Origin of the sequence: Polynucleobacter necessarius (genome assembly GCF_900096755.1) — a bacterium.
In the GTDB taxonomy this organism is placed as follows: domain Bacteria; phylum Pseudomonadota; class Gammaproteobacteria; order Burkholderiales; family Burkholderiaceae; genus Polynucleobacter; species Polynucleobacter necessarius_K.
On sequence record NZ_LT615227.1, the window covers coordinates 59,380 to 84,780 of the forward strand.

The 25,401-nt window shown below is 47.4% G+C and carries 19 protein-coding genes and 3 pseudogenes; 10 read left to right on the forward strand and 12 right to left on the reverse strand.

Features of this window, described 5'->3' with window-relative positions; translation table 11 throughout:
- Window positions 1-179: 179 nt before the first annotated feature.
- Both DXE27_RS00335 and DXE27_RS00340 read right to left on the reverse strand, forming a co-directional pair.
- Window positions 180-710 carry a cyanophycin metabolism-associated DUF1854 family protein gene (locus DXE27_RS00335; RefSeq protein ID WP_128112461.1) on the reverse strand — a complete coding sequence of 177 codons (531 nt, stop codon included), beginning with the start codon at window positions 708-710 and terminating at the stop codon, window positions 180-182.
- Window positions 652-2,983, reverse strand: a pseudogene (locus DXE27_RS00340) (cyanophycin metabolism-associated ABC transporter). Before DXE27_RS00340 ends, DXE27_RS00335 begins: the two are co-directional and overlap by 59 nt.
- A 221-nt stretch (window positions 2,984-3,204) precedes the next feature.
- Between DXE27_RS00340 and DXE27_RS00345 the strand changes: the two are divergent.
- Window positions 3,205-5,097, forward strand: a pseudogene (locus DXE27_RS00345) (cyanophycin synthetase family protein).
- Window positions 5,098-7,623: a cyanophycin synthetase gene (gene cphA / locus DXE27_RS00350; protein ID WP_128112462.1), complete on the forward strand. Its 2,526-nt coding sequence runs from the start codon at window positions 5,098-5,100 to the stop codon at window positions 7,621-7,623. It begins immediately after the preceding pseudogene.
- Between the two features lie 100 nt (window positions 7,624-7,723).
- Here the strand turns inward: cphA and DXE27_RS00355 are convergent, their stop codons facing one another.
- A complete protein-coding gene (locus tag DXE27_RS00355; protein ID WP_128112463.1) occupies window positions 7,724-8,722 on the reverse strand; it encodes a class 1 fructose-bisphosphatase in 999 nt (332 codons plus the stop codon).
- Between the two features lie 158 nt (window positions 8,723-8,880).
- Between DXE27_RS00355 and DXE27_RS10325 the strand changes: the two are divergent.
- Both DXE27_RS10325 and DXE27_RS00365 read left to right on the forward strand, forming a co-directional pair.
- A pseudogene (locus DXE27_RS10325) lies at window positions 8,881-9,085 on the forward strand (type II toxin-antitoxin system VapB family antitoxin).
- A gap of 2 nt (window positions 9,086-9,087) precedes the next feature.
- Window positions 9,088-9,471 (forward strand): PIN domain-containing protein, encoded by a 384-nt coding sequence (locus DXE27_RS00365; protein WP_128112464.1) that lies wholly within the window; start codon window positions 9,088-9,090, stop codon window positions 9,469-9,471.
- On the opposite strand, the gene pepN is transcribed toward DXE27_RS00365, so the two are convergent.
- The 5 genes from pepN to DXE27_RS00390 form a co-directional block, all read right to left on the reverse strand.
- Window positions 9,468-12,149 carry an aminopeptidase N gene (gene pepN / locus DXE27_RS00370; protein WP_128112465.1) on the reverse strand — a complete coding sequence of 894 codons (2,682 nt, stop codon included), beginning with the start codon at window positions 12,147-12,149 and terminating at the stop codon, window positions 9,468-9,470. The genes DXE27_RS00365 and pepN overlap by 4 nt on opposite strands.
- 53 nt (window positions 12,150-12,202) lie before the next feature.
- A complete protein-coding gene (locus tag DXE27_RS00375) occupies window positions 12,203-12,778 on the reverse strand; it encodes a TMEM165/GDT1 family protein (protein ID WP_128112466.1) in 576 nt (191 codons plus the stop codon).
- A 99-nt stretch (window positions 12,779-12,877) separates the two neighbouring features.
- Window positions 12,878-13,996: an alanine dehydrogenase gene (gene ald, locus DXE27_RS00380; RefSeq protein WP_128112467.1), complete on the reverse strand. Its 1,119-nt coding sequence runs from the start codon at window positions 13,994-13,996 to the stop codon at window positions 12,878-12,880.
- Between the two features lie 12 nt (window positions 13,997-14,008).
- Window positions 14,009-15,334: an amino acid permease gene (locus DXE27_RS00385; RefSeq protein ID WP_197712389.1), complete on the reverse strand. Its 1,326-nt coding sequence runs from the start codon at window positions 15,332-15,334 to the stop codon at window positions 14,009-14,011.
- A 332-nt stretch (window positions 15,335-15,666) separates the two neighbouring features.
- Complete coding sequence (locus tag DXE27_RS00390; protein WP_128112468.1) at window positions 15,667-16,416, reverse strand: tRNA threonylcarbamoyladenosine dehydratase; 750 nt, start codon at window positions 16,414-16,416, stop codon at window positions 15,667-15,669.
- A 22-nt stretch (window positions 16,417-16,438) separates the two neighbouring features.
- On the opposite strand from DXE27_RS00390, the gene pdxH reads away from it, so the two are divergent.
- Window positions 16,439-17,074: a pyridoxamine 5'-phosphate oxidase gene (gene pdxH, locus DXE27_RS00395; protein WP_128112469.1), complete on the forward strand. Its 636-nt coding sequence runs from the start codon at window positions 16,439-16,441 to the stop codon at window positions 17,072-17,074.
- Between the two features lie 6 nt (window positions 17,075-17,080).
- Here the strand turns inward: pdxH and msrA are convergent, their stop codons facing one another.
- On the reverse strand, window positions 17,081-17,641 hold the full coding sequence (gene msrA, locus DXE27_RS00400) for a peptide-methionine (S)-S-oxide reductase MsrA (protein WP_128112470.1): 561 nt from the start codon (window positions 17,639-17,641) through the stop codon (window positions 17,081-17,083).
- Window positions 17,642-17,690: 49 nt separating this feature from the next.
- Here msrA and DXE27_RS00405 point away from each other — a divergent pair, with 49 nt between their 5' ends.
- Window positions 17,691-18,662 carry an aldehyde dehydrogenase family protein gene (locus DXE27_RS00405; protein ID WP_128112471.1) on the forward strand — a complete coding sequence of 324 codons (972 nt, stop codon included), beginning with the start codon at window positions 17,691-17,693 and terminating at the stop codon, window positions 18,660-18,662.
- Window positions 18,663-18,706: 44 nt separating this feature from the next.
- Window positions 18,707-19,105 (forward strand): aldehyde dehydrogenase family protein, encoded by a 399-nt coding sequence (locus DXE27_RS09920; protein ID WP_269459825.1) that lies wholly within the window; start codon window positions 18,707-18,709, stop codon window positions 19,103-19,105.
- Window positions 19,106-19,114: 9 nt separating this feature from the next.
- Here DXE27_RS09920 and leuE read toward each other — a convergent pair whose 3' ends face one another.
- Entirely contained in the window at window positions 19,115-19,792 is a 678-nt protein-coding gene (leuE, locus tag DXE27_RS00415; RefSeq protein ID WP_128112473.1) for a leucine efflux protein LeuE, read from the reverse strand.
- A gap of 252 nt (window positions 19,793-20,044) precedes the next feature.
- Between leuE and DXE27_RS00420 the strand changes: the two genes are divergently transcribed.
- Complete coding sequence (locus tag DXE27_RS00420) at window positions 20,045-21,529, forward strand: DEAD/DEAH box helicase (protein WP_128112474.1); 1,485 nt, start codon at window positions 20,045-20,047, stop codon at window positions 21,527-21,529.
- Window positions 21,530-21,531: 2 nt separating this feature from the next.
- Window positions 21,532-22,104, forward strand: a complete 573-nt coding sequence (locus tag DXE27_RS00425) for a chorismate--pyruvate lyase family protein (protein ID WP_128112475.1) — start codon at window positions 21,532-21,534, stop codon at window positions 22,102-22,104.
- Window positions 22,105-22,114: 10 nt separating this feature from the next.
- Here DXE27_RS00425 and DXE27_RS00430 read toward each other — a convergent pair whose 3' ends face one another.
- Together DXE27_RS00430 and hemC are read right to left on the reverse strand one after the other, a co-directional pair.
- On the reverse strand, window positions 22,115-22,939 hold the full coding sequence (locus DXE27_RS00430) for a uroporphyrinogen-III synthase (RefSeq protein WP_128112476.1): 825 nt from the start codon (window positions 22,937-22,939) through the stop codon (window positions 22,115-22,117).
- Between the two features lie 32 nt (window positions 22,940-22,971).
- Window positions 22,972-23,937, reverse strand: a complete 966-nt coding sequence (gene hemC / locus DXE27_RS00435) for a hydroxymethylbilane synthase (protein WP_128112477.1) — start codon at window positions 23,935-23,937, stop codon at window positions 22,972-22,974.
- 43 nt (window positions 23,938-23,980) lie between these two features.
- On the opposite strand from hemC, the gene argH reads away from it, so the two are divergent.
- A complete protein-coding gene (gene argH, locus DXE27_RS00440; protein WP_128112478.1) occupies window positions 23,981-25,399 on the forward strand; it encodes an argininosuccinate lyase in 1,419 nt (472 codons plus the stop codon).
- The last annotated feature ends 2 nt before the right edge of the window (window positions 25,400-25,401 follow it).

Sequence of the window (25,401 nt, forward strand, 5' to 3'; positions counted from 1 at the left end):
CGATTCACAAGCGCTTCTACAACCTAGTAGAAACCCCGATAAATAAAGCCAAAGATCGTCATTAGTGTACTTACATCCACGATTAAAAAACCGCATTTTTTGCACGAAAAATACACATTTTAAAAATCAGTTTTTGGAAGAAAAGTGATTTAAGGGTTTTCCCTAAATACGACTTGAATCTAGCGGAAGCGATCTAGAAGTTTTTTGCTGAGTTTATCCAGCTGCGTGGAGTCTTTGATGAGAAATTGCAGTCCGTTGGAGTCCGCAATCAACAATGTATTGCCTGCAATTCTACGAATATCTTCTTCGCCCTTGAGGCGAATGCGTGTTGGTCCACGATCCGTTTCAATATCCCAGATGCTCGGAGTGGCGAATGTTGAAACCTTAGTAATTTTTTCAATTACCGGCATAAATTCACGCTTAGCCAAATCCTCTTCGATTAAACCAAGCTCTGATTTAGGAATGGCTTCGATATCTGCATACCAGCAGAGCTCTTTGCCAGATTGATCCATGATGGCAATGCCTGCTCCTGCAGCTGTAATCGGAAATGCTCGTACCGGATGTACGCCAATATGACGATTACCTTTGGCATCAATGAATACCAGGCGACCCAACGCATCACGCTCTAGTTGTTGAGTGGATTGATTTGTGTCATACCCCTCCCCCGACTTCTTTGGCAATGACTTGTAGCCTTTCTTCTCGCTTGTCATTTTCTTCTTCCAAGCTTTCACCAATCGCGCCGCCCTCAACCAATTCTGCGGCATGGCGTAACTGCGCTTGATACAAGGTGTAGTAAGCGCCCTGCGCCTCCATGAGCTGATCGTGTGAACCGATCTCAACAATCTCGCCTTTGTCTAAAACTACCAAGCGATCTGCCCTTCTCAAAGTAGACAAACGGTGGGCAATTGCAATAGTTGTGCGGCCCTTAACCAGGTTATCTAAGGCGCGTTGAATTTCTTTTTCAGTCGTAGTGTCGACAGATGAAGTGGCTTCATCCAATATCAAAATGCTTGGATTAATTAAGAGTGCGCGCGCAATTGATATGCGTTGGCGCTCCCCACCAGATAAAGACTGACCACGCTCACCCACTAATGAGTCGTAACCCAAAGGCAAGCGCAAAATAAATTCATGGGCATGTGCTGCACGCGCAGCTTCAATAATTTCCTCGCGCGTTGCGTCAGGCTTGCCGTAGGCAATGTTCTCGGCAATCGTGCCAAAGAATAAGAATGGCTCTTGCAATACCAGGCCAATACGTTTGCGATAGTCAGCAATGCCGATGCTGCGAATGTCGCGCCCATCCAATAAAACCGAACCTGAGCTCACGTCATAGAAGCGACAAATCAAATTGACCAGCGTGCTCTTACCTGAGCCGCTATGCCCTACCAAACCAATCATTTCACCTGGAGCGATATCTAGATCGATACATTTAGATACGGCACGATTACCATAGCAGAAACCTACGCCACGTAAAGTGATGCGCCCTTTAACCTCACCCAATGGGGCCGGATTAATTGGCTCAGGAACGCTTGATACGTGATCCAAAATATCGAAAATACGCTTGGCGCAAGCCGCCGCTTTTTGCGTATGCGACACGATTCGGCTCATCGAATCTAGGCGAATATAAAAACGTCCGATGTAGGCAAAGAAAGCAATCAAAACACCAACAGTTACTTTTTGGTGGGCAACTTGCCAAATACCAAAGCCCCACACCACCAATAAGCCTGTCTCAGTCAAAAGCGTCACAGTTGGTGAGAACAATCCCCACACACGATTAGCGCGATCATTAATTTGCAAATTGTGCTTATTGGAGTCAACGAAACGCTTTAACTCGCGATCTTCTTGAGCAAATGCTTTAACCACACGAATACCAGGAATCGTATCAGCCAAGATGTTGGTGACTTCAGACCAAATGCGATCGATCTTTTCAAAACCAAAACGCAAGCGATCGCGTACTACATGAATCATCCAAACAATAAACGGCAATGGCGCCAACGTCACCAGCGCGAGCAAAGGATCTATGGATACCAAGATCGCCGCAGTCATGGTGATCATCAAGACATCGGTTGCAAAATCAAGAGCGTATAAAGAGAGGAAAATCGGTCTCTGCGCCAATACGGGCAATCAAATCACCAGTACGCTTGCCGCCAAAGTATTCCAAAGAATGCTTGAGCAAATGCTCAAAGGTAGTGTTGCGAAGGTCTGCACCAATACGCTCGCTCACCAAAGCAAGTAGGTATGTTTTCCACCAACCTAAACCCCAAGCAACAATGGCAGCACCGAACAGAGCTAAGAGATACATGCTGGCCAAATGGAAATCAATTGGATTGCCACGTTCATATGGAATCAGCACGTGATCCATCAAAGGCATCGTGAGATACGGCGGTATCAAAGTGGCGCCAGTGGACAACAAGGTCAACACAAAACCTAAGAGCAATTGTTTTTTATATGGTCTTGCAAAACGCCAGAGCTTAAATAAAGTCCAAGTCGATGGCGGGGCATCGTCTTCTGGATCGCATGTTGGGCAAGCGTCAGAATTGGCAGGCTTTGGGCTTAAGCAAACGGGGCAAACCTGTTTGTCGTATTCACTCACCTCACCTTGGCTAATTTCTTCGCCACGGGTTAACTGCCTAAAGCTGGACTGTAAACGTAAAACTTGGGGATTGACCGCCAGGGTGAAATTCCAGGATCTGAGCAAACGATCGCTGGATTCCAGGCTTAAGGTTCCGACCCCGGCATGGTCGCCATGAATCGGGTGCTCTCCTTTGCCCAGGGGCCAGGACTCAAGACGCTTGCCATCCGTCCAAAACAGCTCTTGATCGTTGAGTGCCAAGAGGCTCTTTTCAAAGCGTAAATTGGCGTCTAAATCAAGCTCAACCCAGGCCAGAAGAGGCTTAGAGCCTTGAACTGGGGAGTTTTCACCATCCAAAATAGGCTGCCAATCGCTTGGCAGCGCTGGGGCAAAAGGTAGGATTTCTGGATTCATTGACCTTAAAAGTATAGTGGAGCCAGATTTTTTAGATTTATTGCTCCTGTCAACTTTAGGGGGCAGAAAGCCGTTAAATTACGTTAAATTATCGAAGTAGGCCTTTTTATGTATTTTTGCTAATTTTGTGAGTTTTAATAACAACTAGAAACAGAGAGACTGTCTGACGCGTCACCGCCAAATACCCCCATATTGGCCCTGAACCTCGCAATACTGCACACATGCCCCAATTACTAGATAAATCCATCGAGGAGATCCTGAGCGTTAAGCATCTCCGTGGTCCCAATATGTGGACTTACCATCCCGTAATTGAGGTTTGGATTGATATTGGCGATCTTGAGGACTATCCCTCAAACCTGATTCCCGGCTTTTATGACCGTTTAGTCAAAGCGCTCCCTAGTTTGGTTGAGCATCGTTGCAGTTACGGAGAAACCGGCGGCTTTCTCAAGCGAGTAGAAGAAGACACCTGGCCTGCTCACATCATGGAGCACCTTACTCTCGAATTGCAAAATTTAGCCGGCATTCCTGGCGGTTTTGGTAAAGCGCGAGATGGCGATCGTCGTGGCGTTTACAAAGTCATGGTTAGCGCTATCAACGAAGAGGTCACCTTAATTAACTGCCCTTAAATTTGCTCGCGATCTTTACCTGGCATTAGCGCAAGACAATAAAGACCGTGTTGCTGAAGTTCAAAATATTATTGAGAGCCTGCGTGATATTGGAATTGCTGAAACCATTTCTCGCGATAAAGATTTAACCAAAAGCTTGCTTCGCAGCGCTGGTGTCCCCACCCCAGAGGGTAGAACGGTTACCAGCCCTGATGATGCCTAGGAAGCAGCGCAAGATATCGGCTTACCGGTAGTTGTAAAACCGATTGATGGCAACCATGGTCGTGGCGTCTTCATCAATCTTTATACACAACAAGAAATTGAAGCTGCTTATGCAGTAGCAATCGACGAAGGTAGCGAAGTTCTGGTTGAGCGCCATATTGTTGGCGACGAGCACCGCTTGCTTGTAGTGGGAAATAAAGTGGTGGTTGCTGCAGCCAAAGGTGAAACAGTTTGGGTCACTGGCGATGGCAAACACTCTGTTTATGAACTCATTCAGATTAATTCTGATCCACGTCGTGGCACTGCTGAAGAGCACCCACTCAATCCGGTTCGCATTGACTCAGCTGTTGAGCTTGAACTTGCACGTCAAAAATTGACTGGCGAAAGCATTCCTGCGGCAGATCACAAAGTACTCATACAAAGTAACGGCAACGTAGCGTTTGATGTAACCGATTTAATTCACCCAGATGTCGCTAGCCAAGTAGCTTTAGCTGCACGTGTTGTCGGCCTAGAAATTGCTGGGGTAGATTTGGTTGCCCAAGACATTAGCAAGCCTCTTGCCGATCAAAATGCAGCCATTGTTGAAGTGAATGCCGGTCCAGGCCTATTGATGCACTTAAAGCCAGCAAGCGGCAAACCACAGCCCGTTGGAAAAGAAATTGCCAATCACCTCTTCCCTCCTGGTGCCGACTTCCGCATTCCAGTAGTAGGTGTTTGTGGCGAACGCGGTAAAACGCCTGTTGCTGAAATGATTGCGCACTTCCTGCGCCTAACGAATGTCTACGTTGGGCTCTCATGCAGCAAGGGTTTATTTTTCGGTAACCGCGCCATCCCCAACACCAATGCATCTAACTGGGAAAATGCCCGTCGCACCCTGCTGAATCGCGCCGTTGAGGCTGTGGTGATTGAGAACAATCACTTATCGATGTTGTATTGCCAACTGGTGTTGGCGTACTAAATGCAGATGACCCTATGTGCGTCGAGATGGCTGAACTTTGTGACGGCGAAGTGATCTTCTTTAGCGAGGATCCAGATTCTGAAATAGTTAAAAACCATTTATCTAATGGTGGTCGTGCAGTGATGGTAGGTAAACAACAAATCACTCTGAAGTCTGGCAAGCTAGATCAAAAATCTATTCCAGTGCCACGCCACTCCGAGTCAGACAGCGCCTCACCATGGAAGGCCAGAAACCTAGGCGCAGCCTGGGCTTTGGAAATCCCATTCAACGTTATTGAAGCTGGTGCAGAAACGTTTGTTCCTGATGCCACAACTGCTACAGGGGCTTAATTGGAAATCACCCGTATTCGTATGTTGCGCGGCCCAAATTTATGGAGCCGTCATACCGCTTTAGAAGCGATTGTTTCTTGCGAAGAGTCCGAACGATCAATCGACTCTATTCCCCAATTTGAAACCAAGATTCGTGAGCGCTTTCCACAACTCGGCAGTATGCGTCGTGGCGGTCACAATGAAATTCTTTCCCTTGCACATGCACTTGAGCATGCTGCTTTAGGCCTACAAGCGCAAGCTGGTTGCCCAGTGACGTTTAGCCGCACAGTTCAAACGATTGATACTGGCGTATATCAAGTAGTAGTTGAGTACATCGAAGAAGTTGTTGGTCGAATGGCTTTTGATTTAGCGGCAGCTCTTGCAGAATTAGAAGCGCTCTACGAAGATGTCCGTCTTGGCCCAAGCACTGGCTCAATCGTCGATGCCGCCGTTCAGCGCAATATCCCTTATCGCCGCATGACTGAAGGCAGCATGGTGCAGTTTGGTTGGGGTAGCAAACAAAAGCGCATTCAGGCGGCAGAGACTAGCGATACCAGTGCAATTGCTGAAGCCATTGCTCAAGATAAAGAATTAACCAAAAATTTACTGGCTGCTGCTGGCGTATCCGTACCTATCGGCGAGGTAGTAACCACTGCGGATGACGCTTGGCGTGCTGCGCAAAAAATTGGCGGCCCTATTGTGCTCAAGCCTAAAGATGGCAATCAAGGCAAAGGCGTTGTAGCCAATATTCAAACTGAAGAAGAAGTACGTGCTGGCTTTATCGTGACCCAAGCCTTTGGACGTGAAACCATTGTTGAGCGTTACCTTCCAGGCGCTGACTACCGCTTGCTCGTCGTTGGCAATCGCCTGTCTGCAGCAGCTCGTCGTGAACCTGCTCAAGTTGTTGGCGATGGCACTCATACCGTTGCAGAGCTCGTTGAAATGGAAAACAAAAATCCATTGCGCGGCGATGGCCATGCCACCGCTTTAACCAAGATTCGCTTTGATGACATTGCACTCGCACACTTAGCAAGCAATGGCCTTTCACCTCAGCACGTTCCCAAAACAGGTGAACGCGTTCTTTTACGCAATAACGCCAACCTTAGTACTGGCGGCACTGCAACTGACGTTACTGATGATGTACACCCTGATGTGGCAGCAAGCGCTGTAGCTGCCGCACAAATGATTGGCCTTGATATTGCTGGCGTAGACATCCTTTGTGAATCCATCTACAAACCATTAGAACAACAAGGTGGCGGCATTGTTGAAGTGAATGTAGCGCCTGGTTTGCGTATGCACTTAAAGCCATCCTACGGCAAAGGCCGACCTGTGGGCGAAGACATCATCAATATGATGTTCGCGCTTGGCGAGGATGGCCGCATTCCAGTGGTTGCCGTTACAGGCACCAATGGCAAGACAACTACTGTACGCCTCATCTCACACCTGCTAAATGAAACTGGCCTACGCGTCGGCATGACTGGCACTGATGGTGTTTATATCAATCATCGCCTGATCGATACCGGTGATTGCAGTGGTCCTAAGAGTGCCCGCAATGTGCTCATGCACCCTGACGTGGATGCGGCCGTTCTTGAAACTGCGCGCGGCGGATTACTGCGTGAAGGCCTAGGATTTGATCGTTGCGAGGTAGCTGCTGTTGTTACCAATATTGGTGAAGGCGACCATCTTGGTCTGAACTACATCACTAGCGTAGAAGATTTAGCCATCCTTAAACGTGTCATTGTGCAAAACGTAGCGCCTACTGGTGCTGCCGTTCTCAATGCGGCAGACCCCATGGTCGCAAAGATGGGTGACAAATGTTCTGGCCGCGTGATTTTCTTTGCCCAAAATCAACACCATCCAGTTATTACTGCGCATCGGGCTAAAAATAAGAAAGTTATCTTCTTTGATGGAACTTATATCGTTGCGTCCAAAGGCTCTCGTGTGATGTATCGCTTCCCTGTAAGCGAAATCCCACTTACGCAAAATGGCGTTCTCGGCTTCCAGGTAGAAAATGCGATGGCCGCTATTGGGGCGGCTTGGGCGCTAGGCTTAGATGCAGAAAAGATTGCGCGTGGCCTTCACAGCTTTGAGAGTGACCCCAATTCGGTACCAGGTCGTTTTAACCAATTTCAGCGCAATGGTGCTACGGTAATTGCTGACTACGGCCACAATCCTGATGCCATGCGCGCTCTTACCAGCGCTGTCGAGGCAATGAAACCGAAGCAGAGCCATGTTGTCATTAGCGGTGCAGGCGACCGTCGCGATGAAGATATCCGTGATCTAACTCGCATTTTGGGCAACTCTTTTGACAATGTCATTCTCTATCAAGACGCCTGCCAACGTGGCCGTGAAGATGGAGAAGTATTAAAGCTTTTGCAAGAAGGCTTGGTTGGTGCAACCAAAGCAAAGCAGGCCCAAGAAATTCATGGGGAATTTAAAGCAATTGATACCACCTTGAATGGTCTTGCTGCAGGTGACATTTGCCTCATCCTGATTGACCAAGTTGAAGAATCACTTGCCTACCTCAAAGAAAAGGTAAAGCCTTAAGATTTTCCCGTCTTGAGTTCTGAGTAGCAATTAAAAAGCCCAATTATTGATTGGGCTTTTTGCTGATTACTGATTACTGATTACTGCCGGAACGATCGCCTTATGAATGGTAATGCTGCAAGCGATCAATCTCTTCTTTAGATCCCAGCATGACTGAAACGCGCTCATGCAAATCGGTTGGCTGTAAATCCATAATTAATTCAGTGCCATTGGTCGATGCGCCACCAGCCTGTTCCACTAAGAAGCTCATTGGATTGGCCTCATACATCAAGCGCAATTTACCTGGCTTGTTAGGTTCACGTTGATCCCATGGATACATAAACACACCGCCACGAGATAGAACACGATGCACATCAGCCACCATCGAGGCAATCCAACGCATATTAAAGTCCTTGTCGCGGGCACCGCCAACGCCTGCTAGGCACTCTTCAACATAGCGACGCACGGGATCAGCCCAGTGGCGCATATTGGACATATTGATTGCAAACTCTTTGGTGGAATGGGCAATCGTGACAGCATCCTTAATAAGCAAGAACTCGCCGGTCACTTTATTCAAAGTAAACATCACTACGCCATCACCCAAGGTTAAAGCCATCGTGGTTTGCGGGCCATAGACTACATAACCAGCAGCAACCTGATGTCGTCCCGACAATAAGAAGTTAGAAGTCTGCAATGGTGCGCTTGGGTCTTGCTTTTTAAGAACCGAGAAAATAGTGCCGATGGATACATTCACATCAATATTGGAAGAGCCATCGAGCGGATCAAACAACAAAAGATAATCACCGGTACCCTGTACTGGAACCGGCAACTCCATCTCTTCAGAAGCGAGACCAGCAAGAGATTTGCAACCCTTCACACCATCAATCAATAAGTCATTCGCAATGATGTCGAGCTTTTGTTGAACTTCGCCCTGCACATTACCAGTTCCGGCAGAGCCCAAGAGGCCAATTAAGGCACCCTGCGCAACTTCATGACTGAGCGTGGAACAGGTTTCTACTACCGCCAACAAGAGCTCTTGTAAGCCCGAGGGAACTGCAGCTCCCGCAGTCTTTGCTGAAGCCAGATATTGTTTGAAATTTGTATGGGCACTTGAGGTCAACGCGAATTCTCCAAAGCTCTAATGAGATTAGGGTCTATTTTGCCTTGTTCCTAATGAATACTTGAAAAACAGCCAATTTCTCCTATTAAACAAGGAATGCCTGAGTCTATTTGCTATCATTTCTCCTATATTGATGCTGTTATTGATGAGAATTAATTATGAGAACCACAGTAACAATAGACGACGATCTATACCAAAGAGGATTAGATCTGGCTGATCCAGAAATGGATAAGGCAGATCTATTTCGAGAAGCTATCAATGTTTTTATCAGAGTTCAGGTAGCCAAACGACTTGCAGCACTTGGCGGCAAATCCCCCCCAGATGAAGGCCGTTCCTCGCCGTAGACCAAGAGATGGTCAATAAGCATGACCATGGTTTTAGTAGACACATCAGTATGGGTGGCGCACTTTAGGAAATCAAATACTTCATTTGAGCCCCTTCTTGTTAACGATCAAGTGCTTTGCCACCCCTTAGTTCTAATGGAGCTAGCATGCGGAACTCCGCCCGCACCAAGGGAAAAGTTCTTAAGCAATCTTCAGAAATTACAACAAGCAACTGTGGCAACAACAAGCGAAACTCTAAAGCTTATAGAAAAACATAAGCTCTACGAGTCGGGATGTGGCGCAATTGATGTTTCCCTTTTATCTTCAACGCTGCTTTCAAAAAATGCTTTACTTTGGGCTTTTGATAAACACTTAGAAACTCTCGCCTCTAGGTTGGGAATTTCTTACGGAAATAAGCTTCACTAATTACCAAGCGCCTTTCCAATCACTTCCCTAACGTCCGGGGAAAGCGTCCGGCATGCTGCTACACGCTCCAGAGCGGCCTTCATTGCATTTTGGTAGGGCTGGGCAAATAAACGCCAGCGATCTAAAGCCCTGGCCAGGCGTGCTGCCACTTGAGGATTAATCGGATCTAGCGCCAAGACGCTATCCGCCCAAAATTCATAACCACTGCCGTCAGCTTGGTGAAAGCTTGCTGGGTTAGCAGCGCAGAAGGAGTGGATCACGCTCCGCGCACGGTTAGGGTTGTTCAATTTGAATGCCGGGTGCTCACGCAACTTCTTCACCTCAACCAAGGTAGGCTCCAAACCTTCGACAGGTGGGCGAGTCGACTGCAGTCCAAACCACTTATCAATCACCAAAGCATCGTTAGCAAAGCGATTATAAAAATCGATTAAACAATCTTTTGCTTCTTTTGCTTCTTTTGCTTCTTTTGCTTCTTTTGCTTCTTTTGCTTCTTTTGCTTCTTTGGCTTCTTTTGCTTCTTTGGCGCCATGGCTCACCAATGCAGCCAAGGCCGCATAACGATCAGTCATATTGTCAGCAATCTGATACTGATTGACTACCATGGGCGCCCAGATAGCGGTATTTACTTCTAGCAACATATTGAGCGCTAAGCTTTTCAATGCTCGCTTACCTGAATCAATTGCATCCGACTTAAATGGTCCTGGGGTTTGCATCTGCTGATACAAAGCAGCCCACTCCAATGCAAGTTGCTTGCCAATTTCCCTGCGGAAGGCGCGACGTGAGTTGAATATTTTCTGGGGATCGACGCTAGAGCATTGCTCGTACAAATAAGACTCTGCTGGAAGCGTTAACGCCAGGTCCTTGAAAGCGGGATCTAAATTGGGGTCCATCAAGATATTGCGATAGGCATCAATCAATTGGGCGTCAGGGAGACGATTATTCAAAATCATCTGCATAGCCAGCTTTTGACCAGACTCCCAGCGATTAAAGGGATCATCATCACTAGAAAAGAGCGTTAAGAGATCGGCTTCGCTTTGCTCAAAATCTAAATTGATTGGGGCAGAGAAATTACGATTGATTGAAAGCACTGGACGCTCTGCAATATTGTCAAAAGTCCAAGTTTGACTCTCTTGCGTCAACTCCAACAACTGCTCCACTTGATCATTCGCCTTTGTTAGAAGGCGCATCTTCAGCGGGATATGAAACGGCTTCTTGGTCGGCTGACCAGGACTTGGAGCGCAACTTTGGGTAAGCGTTAATTGATACTGCTTCTTAGCTGCGTCATATTGTTCTTGTACCTTCACACGCGGGGTACCAGCCTGGCTATACCAATTTTTAAACTGGCTAAGGTCTTTGCCATTAGCATCAGCCATGGCTGCCAAGAAATCATCGCACGTGACTGCCTGGCCATCATGGCGCTTGAAATATAAATCCATTCCTTTGCGGAAACCATCTTTACCCAAAAGGGTTTGATACATCCGCACAACCTCGGAACCCTTCTCGTACACGGTAACGGTATAGAAGTTATTAATTTCTTGATACTCATCCGGGCGAATTGGGTGCGCCATTGGACCCGCATCTTCAGGGAACTGTAATTGGCGTAATAAACGGACATCTTCAATACGCTTTACCGCTCTGCCGGATTCGCTACCCATTTGATCGGCTGAGAACTCTTGATCCCTAAATACTGTCAAACCTTCTTTGAGCGATAGCTGGAACCAATCCTGACAAGTTACTCGGTTACCGGTCCAGTTATGGAAATACTCGTGCGCGACAACACTTTCAATGTTGGCAAAGTCTCCATCTGTTGCAGTCTCTGGCTGAGCCAATACGAACTTCGTATTGAAAATATTTAAGCCTTTGTTCTCCATGGCACCCATATTGAAGTCGCCCACAGCAACAATCATGAAGCGCTCCAAATCCAGCTCCAGGCCAAAGCGCTTCTCATCCCAATGGATAGAGGCAATTAATGAATCCATTGCATGACGCGTCTTTTTTAGATCATGAGGCTCTACCCAGATCTGTAGCAGCTTCTTAGCGCCGCTACTAGTGGTAATAGTCTCTTCGATACATTGCAATTTGCCTGCAACCAGTGCAAATAAATATGATGGCTTCGGAAACGGGTCTTCCCAAACAGCGCTATGCCATCCATTGGGTAGCTTCTCGGTACCAAGCAAATTACCGTTTGATAGAAGTACTGGATACTGCTCCTCCCTTGCGCGTAATGTCACCTTAAAACGCGCCATCACATCCGGGCGATCTAAGAAGTAAGTGATCTTTCTAAAACCTTCTGCTTCGCACTGGGTAAAAAAGTTTCCATTCGAAACGTATAAACCCATCAACGTAGTGTTCTTTTCTGGAACACAGACACAAATGATTTCAACAATAAATTTTTCTTTACCCTCGTTTGGCAATGAATGAATCGTCAAAAATTCAGGGTTCAATTCAAAATGTCGATGTGCTTCACCATTGATGCGCAAGCTTACAAATTCCAGTTCACTTCCAACTAGCACTAGAGGTGCGCCAGCGTTAAAGCCCTTGCCGGGTAATACCTCCAATCGACTTTTGATGATAGTGCGAGCTGGGTCTAGGGCGATATCCAGATCGACATGATCAAAGGTATATACCGGAGGCTGGTATTGCAGACGCTTAAAGCTTTGAGGAAGATCAGTTTTCATGAGTTTATTTTAAGTCTGGATAAAGGAGTGTGCTGAGGGCGTCCTGCGTCCCACTAACTCCAAATTAAGGTAGCTATACCTATAGCGATAAAGGTTACTGCTGCTACGGCGTGCACCCACTTGATGGGCATGCGCTTTGTAAATTTTTGACCGATCCAGACGGCTGGTGCATGTGCCAGCATCATCCCCAAAGTAGTGCCAACGGTTACTGAAAATACATCTTCATAGCGAGCGCCTAAGGCAATCGTTGCAATCTGAGTTTTATCACCCATCTCAGCCAAAAAGAAAAGCCCGACTGTCAGCAGAAAAACTTGCAGCGCTCGGTCTGCCACTTTTGAGCCAGCCGCATCATCAATATGGTCTGGCACCAGTAACCACAAACCGATACCCAAAAAGCTCAAGCCTAATATCAAACGCATCACATCTGGCGACACCAAGCTTGTTAACCAATGACCCAGTAAAGCGGCACATGCATGATTAGCAATGGTGGCAATAAAGATGCCTGTAGTGATGGCAATTGCTTGCTTTGGATAACGCGCAGCCAGCATGAGCGACAAGAGCTGGGTTTTATCACCCATCTCAGCCAGGGCAACGACGCCGGCAGAAAGAAATAACGCTGAAAAGTCCATAGATTCCAAAATAAAAAGGGCTAGAGAGTAGTTTAGACCCTCTAACCTAACCCTCCGCTCGATAGAGCGAACTGCTATTTTGCTGTTGGCTTTATATCCTCACGCTGCCAGGAGCTCCTCAGCAAGCACAAAGTCCAGTCTTTGTGCCTGCGCCACCGGCTCAGAAGTTAGAACTCCCTTATGAACGCTCAGACCATTACGTAGATGATGATCAATCGACAAAGCATTGAGCACGCCACGATTTGCCAACATTTCCACAAAAGGGAAGGTTGCGTTTGTTAGGGCAAAGGTGGAAGTTCTTGCAACCGCACCAGGCATATTGGCAACACAGTAGTGAACCACATCATCCACCAAGAATGTCGGATCCGCATGAGTTGTTGGTCTTGAGGTTTCAAAACAACCGCCTTGATCAATAGCAACATCGACTACCACTGATCCTGGTTTCATTTTTCGAACCATGTCACGCGTTACCAATTTGGGTGCAGCAGCTCCAGGCAATAGCACTGCACCAATCACTACATCTGCCTCACTAACTTCTTGCTCGATTAATAAACTATCGGAATAAAAGGTTCGCACTCGATTTCCATAGAGCATGTCGATCTGTCGCAGACGATCAATATCACGGTCAAAGATGCAAACATCTGCACCCATTCCTACTGCCATTTGCAAGGCATTGCGCCCGACTACGCCACCACCCAAAATCACAATCTTGGCAGGAGACACTCCAGGAACACCGGCCATTAATACGCCTTGACCGCCATGGGTTTTCTCTAAATGAGAGGCTGCTGCCTGAATCGGCATACGACCCGCCACCTCACTCATGGGCGCCAGCAAAGGCAAGGCGCCATTCATTGCGGTGACTGTTTCATACGCAATGCAGGTCGCCCCAGAATTAATCAGAGCCTTAGTCTGCGCTGGATCTGGGGCTAAATGCAAATAGGTAAATAGAATTTGATCCTCGCGCAACATCGCACATTCTTGGGCTTGAGGTTCTTTCACCTTCACAATCATTTCTGCTTTTTGAAAGACTTCTGCCGCGCTATTAATTAGAGTGGCTCCAGCCATCCTATAGGACTCATCTGTTAAACCAATCTGCTCGCCTGCTCCACGCTGAACTAGAACAGAGTGTCCTTGCCTGCATAACCCGCTGACATTGCCTGGAGTTAAGCCAACCCTGCACTCATTATTCTTCACTTCTTGAGGTACGCCAATAATCATTGATATCTCCTGTTATTGAAAATCACAACTGGTTTTTGTTTTGCGATGTAAGCCAACGATATAAAACATCGCTAGGTACACACCCATCAAACACGGACCTAAGATCAGAGCAATCCGTGCATCCTCATGAAAGCCCATCAGCACGATGGCTAAGAAAATAAATGCCAGAGCAAACCATGAAGAATAGGGCCACCAAGGCGTGCGATATGCCAATGCATTCACTTGCTCTTGAGTTAAGGAGCGGCGGAATTTAAGCTGTGTAAATAAGATTGCAATCCAAACCATCAATCCAATAAAGGTCACAGCAGCCATCATGTAGTGAAATGCTTTGTCTGGTACAAAGTAGTTCAGAACCACACCGGTCATACAAATAGCAACCGTTGACATGACCGCATGATGAGGCATGCCATACTTTGAGAGCTTGGCAAAGCGAGCTGGAGCATAGCCATTAGAAGATAGTGAATACAACAATCGGCCGTCACTAAAGATGCCAGCATTACAAGAAGATAGTGCAGCGGTAATCACCACAAAGTTGATTAAGCCTGCGGCTTCTCGCAAACCAAGTCGCTCAAACATCACTACAAATGGGCTTCCTTGCTGACCCACCTGGTTCCAGGGGAAGATCGCGAGAATCACCAGAACAGCGCCCATGTAAAAAATAAGAATGCGCCATACTAAGGAGTCGATTGCCATGGGAATGGTTTTCTGTGGATTCTCAGCCTCGCCTGCAGATAGACCAATCATCTTTATACCGACATAGGCAAACAATACCATTTGCAAAGAAAGCAACATGCCACTAATGCCATTCGGGAAGAAGCCACCGTGCTGCCACAAATTACTTAATCCTATCGGCTGCCAGTCGTTGGTGAACCCAAATAAGATCACTGAGCCACCTAATGCAATCATGGCCACAATCGCCACTACTTTGATAAGAGCAAACCAGAACTCAAATTCACCGAAAACTTTCACAGCGATGAGATTGATTAAGCCCATCATCAAGATTGAAGAAAGCGCCCATATCCACTGCGGAGTTTCTGGAAACCAAATACTCATGTAGATACCAACAGCCGTAACCTCGGCAATACCCACAACAATCCAATAAGTCCAGTAGCCCCGCCCGACCATATAACCAGCCAAGGGACCCACGTAGTTATTGGCATATGCCGCAAAGGAGCCTGCTACAGGCTCATGTACCGCCATTTCACCGAGCACCCTCAAGACAATGAAGGCAGCAATTCCTGCCAACAAGTAACCCAAGAGAATCGATGGGCCTGCAATTTGAATTGCGCTTGCCGACCCTAAAAATAATCCAACGCCAATCGTTGAACCCAAGGCCATCAAACGAATATGCCTTGCTTTGAGAGGCGCTTTAAACCAGTTTGTTCAGTCTGCAAAAGAGACCTCCTTTCGAATTGTCGTTGGCGATTTACCAACGAAGCAAAGTCTAGGGAGGACTTGTGGAATGCACTAGGGGATAAAAATAACTAAAGTGCTTAATAAGCTAAAAGTAAATTGAGATATACCTAGTTATTGCATTGGAGTCTTTGAAATCACGACTTTTACTTCTCATGATTTATTTTTGACCGCAAAAGAATCAGTAATTTCCTACAGGGATTCCCCTTAAGGAATAACAATGTTTTTACTTGCTGCTTTTGTTTTTTCTTTGATATTTATTGAGCAGCGATGAGATTTAAGATCTCCGCAGCAGCCGCTAAACCGCAGGCCGCAGTCACCATCACCGTAGAGCCATACCCCGAACAAGCTAGACCGCCATTGGCTGCGCCAGCCCTTGGCTCATGAGAATAGATAGCGCGGATACCAATTTTCTTTTTCAGGTTGCGGGAGAATCCATGATCCTGCCTTAGTCCCTGCCTCACCTTTGCAAGCAAAGCATCTTGTTCAGTTCTTGAAAGATCATCGCAGCGCACAGAGGTAGGATCAGACTTTCCACCGGTTGCGCCACACATTACCAAAGCGCGATTATTGGCCACAGCCCAGACTGATAAAGCAATTTTGGTTTGCACAGAATCTGTTGCGTCTAATACATAGGCATTGCTTGGAATGAGTGCGTCTAAATTCTGCGGCTCTAAGAATTCATCACAAGGTGTTATTTGTATGCCGGGATTAATTTGACGAATGCGATCGGTCATCGCCTCAACCTTCGCCTTGCCATACTGCCCCTCTAGAGCATGCAGCTGTCGATTCGTATTGCTCTCTGCGATGTGATCAAAGTCAACCAAGACAAGATGACCAATGCCAGTGCGGGCCAAAGCTTCAGCCGCCCAGGAGCCAACACCTCCTAAGCCGGCAACTACTACCGTCGCATTTCGAAAGCGTGCGCGCAGCTCTGGTCCGTAGAGTCTAGAAACCCCACCAAAACGACGCTCTTCTACGCTTTCTTCAACCTTGTCTTCTGCCATAGCTTCTCTTTATACTGAATAAATGGACTCTATTGCTCAACTCCGCAAAAACTATACCTTTGGTCAGCTGTCCGAAACCGAGGTTCCACACAATCCCCTGCCCTTATTTAAGCTCTGGTTTGAGCAGGCAATTAAGGCGGAGTGCCCAGAACCCAATTCCATGACTCTGGCAACTGCCGATCAAGCCGGAAATCCATCAGCCCGTATTGTCTTACTAAAAGGCGCTGACGAAAATGGCTTTACCTTCTTTACCAATTATGAAAGCCAAAAAGGTCGGGATTTAGCTGCTCGTCCACAGGCTGCCCTACTCTTTCATTGGCACGAATTAGAGCGTCAAGTACGAATTCAGGGGATTGTCGAGCGCGTCAGTAGCGCCGAGAGTGACGAATACTTCCGCTCCCGCCCTCCCGCCTCCAGAATTGGTGCATGGGCCTCCCCACAAAGCGCGGCAATACCAAGCCGTGAATTTTTAGAGGAAGCTGAGAAGCGCTCTAAGGCTGAGTTTGGTGATGCGCCGCCACGCCCTGCACATTGGGGTGGATATCGTTTACGTCCTACCAAAATTGAATTCTGGCAAGGTCGTCCATCAAGATTGCATGATCGAATTCACTACAAGATAGATGGCAGCACTTGGCAAATTAACCGTCTTGCCCCTTAAGCAGTACTAAGAGCACTGCGGGGCAATTAACGATTTAAATTTTGCCGACTTAGGCGCAACCACTGCCATACAGTAACCCTGATTCGGGTGCCGCTGAAAATAATTCTGGTGATATTCCTCAGCGGGATAAATTGTTGGTGCTGAATCAATTTGCGTCACCACTGGATTGGAATAAATTCCAGATTCTTCCAGCTCCTTCACTACTTCATGTGCAATCTGGGTTTGCTCATCACTGTGAGTAAAGATTACCGAACGATATTGCGTGCCATGATCATTACCTTGGTAATTTAAGGTAGTTGGATCATGAATCTCAAAGAAGATTTCTAACAAATCTCTAAATGTCACCACTTGAGGGTCGAAGAGGATATCTACGATCTCGGCATGACCGCTGACTCCAGCGCATACCGCCTCATAAGTAGGATTGGGACGAGTGCCACCCGCATATCCAGAGACTACCGACCGGACCCCCGAAATTTGCTGATAAACCGCCTCTAAGCACCAAAAACAGCCGCCGCCTAAGGTGGCGCGCTCTAAATGTAGGTCATTTTTATTGAGAGTTTGTTCCATGGCTTTATCTTAATGCCTTATTTCAATGCTTGCCAACTATTAATACACCATGAATCGCTTCACCATCCAACTCAATGAAATCAAGGCAGCCTTCGCCGCAGAACCCAATCCCTCGCTTGAAGTCCGATTGGAGCGTATAGGTCGAATCGAAAAGATGCTCGAAGCGAATGAGGAAAAAATCTGCAAAGTGCTCACAGCAGACTTTGGCGTACGCCACTCTGTCGAATCACGTCTCGCAGAATTCCAGATGGTTTACCAAGCCTGCAAATACACTCGCACGCACCTCAAAGAGTGGATGAAGCCGGTGCAGATGGAAACCCCCTCCTTTATGGGTTCCTCGCAAGCATGGATTGAGAGCCAATCATTGGGTGTTGTTGGCATCATGAGCCCCTGGAATTACCCTATTCAATTAGCGTTAGTGCCAGCAATTGCTGCGTTGGCTGCCGGCAATCGCGTTTGGCTCAAACCATCAGAGCGCAGCTCTCGTACCTCAGGCTTTTTAGCAGGCTTGATTCAGGAATATTTTCATCCTAGCGAATTTTGTGTGAGCACAGGTGGCGTTGATGTTGCAGAGCAATTTGCTGCACTCCCTTTTGATCACCTCCTGTTTACAGGATCAGAATCCATTGGCAAAAAAGTGATGCGCGCTGCTGCTAAAAACCTGACTCCGGTTACCTTAGAGTTAGGCGGCAAAACACCAGCCATCATTGACGCTTCAGCAAAAATCAAGGATGCGGCAGCTGCCATCGTTTATGGGAAATTACTCAATGGCGGACAAACCTGTATCGCACCCGATTACGTGTTGATTGAAAAAAATAATCTCGATGAGTTCATTCAGGAGTTGCAGACAGCTGCGCAATCTCAATTTAGCAACCCAGAGGAACTCACTGGACCCATTGATGATGAGCAGTTGCAATACTGGCAGCATTTGGTTGCTGATGCGATTGATCGCGGAGCTAAAGCCATTCCTCTGTTAAGCAATCCCTCCCCTCAGCAGGCGCCAGAAGGTTTGAACCTGTAGCCCTGGTCGACGTTCCATCTGACGCACGTGTCCTGAACGAAGAAATATTTGGGCCTATATTTGGGCCTATTTTGCCGATACTGACTATTAGCAATGCAGCGGCCGCAATTGAATACGTCAATAACAAGCCCAATCCTTTAGCGCTCCACTGGTTTGGCAAAGACAAAAAGAATATGCAGCGCATCCTGGAAGAAACACGCTCAGGTGGCGTCACCATCAATGACACCTTGCTGCATGCAGCGGTTGAGTCACTTCCCTTTGGCGGCGTTGGCGCGAGTGGAATGGGTGGCTATCACGGCAAAGCAGGATTTGATACCTTCAGCCATCAAAAGCCAATTTTAGAAGTACGTGGCCTCTTAGGTACAAACCTGCTGAAAGGCACGAAGCCTGCCCGCCCACCGTACAACAATAAAACCGAACGTTTGATCCAGCGTCTTAAATAATGGGTTTAGCTAAGCGATTGCTAATCGCACAGCGAAGCCAATAAACAAGATTCCAGCAAAGATCCAGAGGGCTGCGGCATACCGAGGGTGAGCCTCAAAATACTTAGAGAAGAATTGACCCACGCAAATGAGTCCAGCCAAATACGTCATACTCATTAACTGCAACACTGTTGCTAGATAAATAAAGGTATGCGCTGGATTAGAAAAATCCGGACGTATAAATTGCGAAAAGAACGCAATGAAGAAAAAGATTGCTTTGGGATTTGTAAGCGATAAAGCGAGTGCAGCCAACAAGGGATGCAACTGCATTAAGCGCGCCTGAATCTCGCACGCTCCTGCATTCATACCCACAGACCAGCGCCGTTGCTCGCTACGCAATAAGCCAAAGCCCATCCAAGCTAAATACAAAGCGCCTAAGGTACGCACAAGACTAAAGAGTACGGGCGAAGATATCAACAATGAAGCAGCGCCCAAAGCAACGGCGATCATCAGCACCGAATCGCCAATAAATATTCCGATCGCACCCCAAGCGCCATCGCGCCAACCTTTTTGAGTTGCAATCGTGAGGACGTAAAGCGAATTTGGGCCGGGGAGCAAAATAATGAATAGCGTCCCAAGCAGATAGCTTGAAAAATCCACAATCCCTGCGTTTGTAGGCGATAAGAGGTCGAAAGTGATCCAATCCATGTCTACATCATAATTAATTCGGGAAAACCCTTGTAATCAAGCCTCTGAACTGTCATAATAGGAGGCTTTTTTAAGCATTTTAATTCATCGCCCCCCAGCTATATTTCAGCGTACCGTTTAGAAGTCATAAACACCGAAGTTAAAAAAACGCGCTGCCGCCTGTCTGATGGTCGATGCCTTTGACCATCGCACCCTATAAAAAACCATGGGTGCAACATACGGAGACATCCCCTAAAGGGGATGTGTAATAGCATGACTTTTTCTAAAGAAACTAAACGTCGTGAGCCTAAAGACGCAAGTCAAGACTCAAAGAGCGCAGGAAATGAATTCCAGAATTTCGCCCTAGCGGCATCACTCCTTAAAAACGTTGCTGAACTGGGTTTTACCCAAGCTACTGCCGTGCAAGCTCAGGTTATTCCTGCAGCTTTAGCTGGTGGTGACTTATTGGTCAGCAGCCAAACCGGTAGCGGCAAGACCGCAGCCTTCTTATTGCCGATGATTCATCAGCTGATCGAAGACAACCCGAACAACTCACCTGTACCAGGTCGCGCACAACCTAAAGTGTTAGTGCTTTGCCCTACTCGTGAATTGGCTCAACAGGTTGCCGCCGATGCAGTGAACTTGGTTCGCGGAATAAAAGGTATTCGCATCGCCACTGTTATGGGTGGCATGCCTTACGGTAAACAAATCCAAGCACTGAAAGGTGCATTGTTAGTTGTTGCAACTCCAGGTCGTTTGCTCGACTTGTGCGATAGCAAAGCAATTCGCTTAGATGATGTTAAGCAACTCGTTATTGACGAAGCCGATCGCATGCTCGACATGGGATTTGCGGACGATCTCGAGGCAATTGATAAACGTTGCGCAGGCCGTAACCAAACTTTGATGTTCTCTGCAACTTTTGCGCCAAAGATCATGTCTTTGGCAAACGAGTTGACTACAGATCCTAAGCGCATTGAGCTTGCTCACGCAGGTGAAAAGCATGCCAACATCGAACAGAAGTTGCATTGGGCTGACAGCATGTCACACAAGCACAAGTTGCTTGGGCACATCCTGGCTGACGCCTCTTTGGATCAGGCAGTTGTGTTTGCGAGCACTCAAGTTGAAAGCGAAAAAATTGCTGGTACCTTGCGCGCTAATGGCTACGAAGCTACCGCACTCCATGGTGCAATGCCTCAAGCTGTACGTATGCGTCGCTTAGAGTCTTTACGTAAAGGTCACACCAAGATTTTGGTTGCGACTGACGTAGCGGCTCGCGGCATTGATGTACCACGTATCAGTCACGTGATTAACTTTGGCTTGCCAATGAAACCAGAAGACTACACACACCGCATTGGTCGTACCGGTCGTGCTGGTCGCAATGGTGTGGCTATCACTTTGGTTGAACATCGTGATCGCGCCAAGATCCGTAATATCGAACGCTTCACACAACAAGATATCGTTGCTTCAGTTATCGCTGGTCTTGAGCCACAAGCCAAGCCAAGCTTTGGTGGTGGCGGTGGTCGCCCTGGTGGTGGCCGTTCAGGCGGCGGCTTCGGCGGCAATCGCTCAGGTGGCGGTGGTGGCAATGGCGGTGGAAACCGTTCAGGCAATCATTTTGAATCTCGCTCTGGTGATTCACGTCCTGCACGTTCAGCTGACTCGCGTCCGGCACGCTCTGGTGATTCACGTCCAGCAGGTAGTCCACGTTTTGCAAAACCAAAGTCCGGCGGTCAACGTCGCAACTTTAGCGGTAGCTAAAAATGATTCGCCGTAATCGTCTCCGTTCTGCATGGAATCGAGTCGGTTCCGGTGAAATCCATCGGGCGCCACGCAAGTGGCAACCTTGGCTTAGCGATACCGGGTCTCTCACCCAAAAAATTGAGAAAGCAATTGGTCAAAAACTGGAAGTTCAGGTTTTGCGCGACTGCCCTCAATCACTCAATAGCGACGAAAGTCGCTATTTTCATTTCCGGATCAGACGTTGTCGTGTGCGCGAAGTACTGCTCTGCTCCAATGGGATTCCCTTGGTAATGGCGCATAGCGTCATTCCTACGCTGAGCTCTAGCGGCAGTAACCATGCTGTTTTACGCTTAGGTACCAAACCTTTGGGTGCAGTCTTATTTAGCAAGACCCGCAAACACTCAAAGACAAAACCACCGCGCGATATCGCTCGCTTAGATAAAAGCAGTGAACTATGGAAAAAATGCTCTAAGCACTTTTCTGGCTTGAGCTCACCCTTGTGGGCAAGACGTACCCTTTATCGTTTAAAGGGTCATCCAATTTTGGTAAATGAAATTTACCTACCCGCCTTGCTGAACGCCGCCAACTCTTAACTGCAAATTTTTATATCGTTAGCCAGGCCAAAGTTGCTTTCACTAAGGCCTCATCTCCAGGCTCGGTAGTAAACACCTCACCAAAACCAATTAGCTCTGCAGCATCAGCAATGTTGTGATGTGGGCATAAGGCGCTAGCAGTATTGAGGTTTTGCGTAAATTGATCCTGCATTACCTGACCCAAGTAACGTACGGCCTCAGAAGAAGTTAATAGCCAAAGGGATTTAGAGAAATCAAGATCTCGAATGGCGTGCCAGGCGGGATTGTCAATATCCAATGGAATGCGAACGTAAGTAGAAATCGCCTCTACCTTTGCGCCCGCATTTTTTAAAGTGTCAGCCAGCCAATCGCGCCCACCCCCGCCTTTAAAGATGACTACCTTCTTATGCTGCCAATCCCACTTCAAGGATTGAAGCTCTTGCCACAAACCCTCTGAATCCCACTGCTCATTATTTTTTGGAATGATGATTGGCGTTGGATTCTCTTCCAATCCAATACCATGATTTTTGAGTGCAAGCTGACTGCTGCCACCCATCACGCCAATTGGAATGATCTTCTTTGAGAAGTCTTGCCAGTCTTGTTCTAACAAACGCATGACGCTCTCGATCGCATTGGGGCTAACAAAGATCGCGAGATCGGCATTACTCAGAGCGCTAACGATATGGTCCGCCAGATGATCATCAGATTTAGGAGCAATCGTTAATAAAGGAAGTGAGAGTATTTCTGGAAGACTTCGCTTTGCAACACCACCGTGTTCAATATGATGACTGAGCACCTCAATCAATTGCCGAGCTTGACCAGCAGGCCTGGTAACAATGATGGTCTTCGTGCTCATTGCTTTGCTGTAATTGTATTTTTACTATGCGTTTATTTTGGAAGCTGCGGAATAAGGTCTGCTGCACCCTGAGCCAACAGGTCCTTTGCTACCGTTAGGCCTAGAGCCTCAGCATCTCGAACCGATTGAACCGAACCACTGCCGTTTGCAAGGCAAATTTGTTTGCCATCAGTGCTGGCTACAAAAGAGCGGATGCGCATTTGATTTTGATCCCACACAGCATGCGCAGCTAGCGGCACTTCGCATGATCCACCAAGCTGACGAGATACCATGCGCTCTGCAGACACTGCAAATAATGTAGGCAAGTCATTTAATGGTGATAACCACTCTTTGATATTTGGGTGCTTACTTAGAGTCTCAATACCTAAGGCGCCCTGGCCTGCTGCCGGAGTGTATGGATCGTATGGCAAGCATGCACGGATGCGTGACTCCAAACCCAAACGCTTTAAACCGGCTGCCGCCAAAATAATGGCTTGGTATTCGCCACGGTCTAACTTGCTCATGCGCGTATCTAAATTACCGCGCAATGGCTGAATAACGAGATGTGGAAATTTTGCGCGCAGTACAGATTCACGACGCAAGCTTGACGTTCCCACTATCGCACCCTGCGGAAGATCTTCCAGGCTGGCGTAATCATTTGAGACAAATGCATCACGGGCATCCTCCCTAGCCATGACACAGGAAAGGTCAAAACCTTCAGGCATCACCATAGGCACATCTTTAAGGGAGTGCACCGCCAAATCTGCCCGGCCATCCTCGAGGGCCGTTTCAAGCTCTTTGACAAAAAGACCTTTACCACCCACTTTTGAGAGGGCTCTATCCAAAATCTGGTCGCCCCGGGTAGTCATCCCCAAAATCTGGGCATCACACTCCGGATAGAGCTTTTTAAGACAATCCCGCACGTGTTCAGCCTGCCACATGGCTAGGCGACTTTCTCGGGAGGCGATTACTAGACGCTTGGGAGTGGATTGGGACGAAGAATTCAGGGTTTGGGACATAACATTTAAAATAATCAAAGACCTACACCAATATACTGCCTTTATGAGCTCATCAAATAATTCCCTAGCCAACAAAGCCCAAGCTTGGTCGGCCCGTTTTGCCGAACCAGTTGACGAACTAGTACAGCGTTATACAGCCTCTATTGGCTTTGATCAACGCTTTGCAATGGTTGATATCGCCGGCTCCCTAGCCCATGCACAGATGTTGGCTACCCAGAAAATCATTAGCGCGCAAGATTTGGCTGATATCCAAAAGGGAATGGCTCAAATTAAGAGTGAGATTGAGTCTGGTCAATTTAACTGGCAATTGGCACTAGAAGATGTGCATCTCAATATTGAAGCTCGCCTCACAGAATTAGTGGGTGATGCAGGTAAACGTCTGCATACCGGTCGTTCACGTAATGACCAGGTTGCAACCGACCTACGTCTTTGGCTGCGTGGCAGCGTTGATGACATTGCCACTACGCTGACATCCTTGCGTACTGCTTTATTAGATTTAGCCGAAAAGCATGCCTCAACCATCATGCCCGGTCACACCCATTTGCAAGTAGCGCAACCAATTACATTTGGTCATCACTTGATGGCTTATTACGAAATGTTTAGTCGCGATGCAAGTCGCCTTGCAGATTTGCGCGCTCGCTTCAACCGTTTACCTTTAGGGGCTGCAGCTTTGGCCGGCACCACCTATCCTATCGATCGCGAGCTAGTAGCTAAGACTTTAGGGTTTGATGGAATTTGCAATAACTCCTTAGATGCCGTATCTGACCGTGACTTTGCAATTGAGTTCTGTGCTTTTGCATCCATCCTCATGATGCACGTCTCACGCCTCTCTGAAGAGCTAATCCTATGGCTTAGCCCTCGCTTTGGCTTTATTGATCTACCCGATCGCTTCTGCACTGGCAGCTCAATCATGCCGCAAAAGAAAAATCCTGACGTTCCAGAATTAGCGCGTGGTAAGACAGGTCGCGTCTATGGCGACCTCATTTCATTGCTCACACTAATGAAGGGTCAGCCACTCGCATACAACAAAGACAATCAAGAAGACAAAGAACCTTTGTTTGATGCTGTAGATACCGTACAAGATACCTTGCGCATTTTTGCCGACATAGTTCCACACATTGAAGTCAAAGCAGAAGTCATGAAAGCTGCAGCTGAGGAAGGGTTTGCTACAGCAACCGACTTAGCCGACTATTTAGTTAAAAAAGGTTTAGCTTTCCGTGATGCACACGAAGCAGTTGCACATGCCGTTAAAGCCTGTGTTGGTAGAAACTACATGCTTACGGATTTAAGCCTTTCTGAATTGCGCTTTGCTTGTGGCTTAGATAATCACCCAGAACTCATTAGCGATGATGTTTTTGCATTACTTACTGTAGATGGCTCAGTTCAGTCTCGCCAACATGCTGGCGGCACCGCACCTTCGCAGGTTCTTGCGGCTATCAAACGAGGTCGTGCAGACCTCTAAAA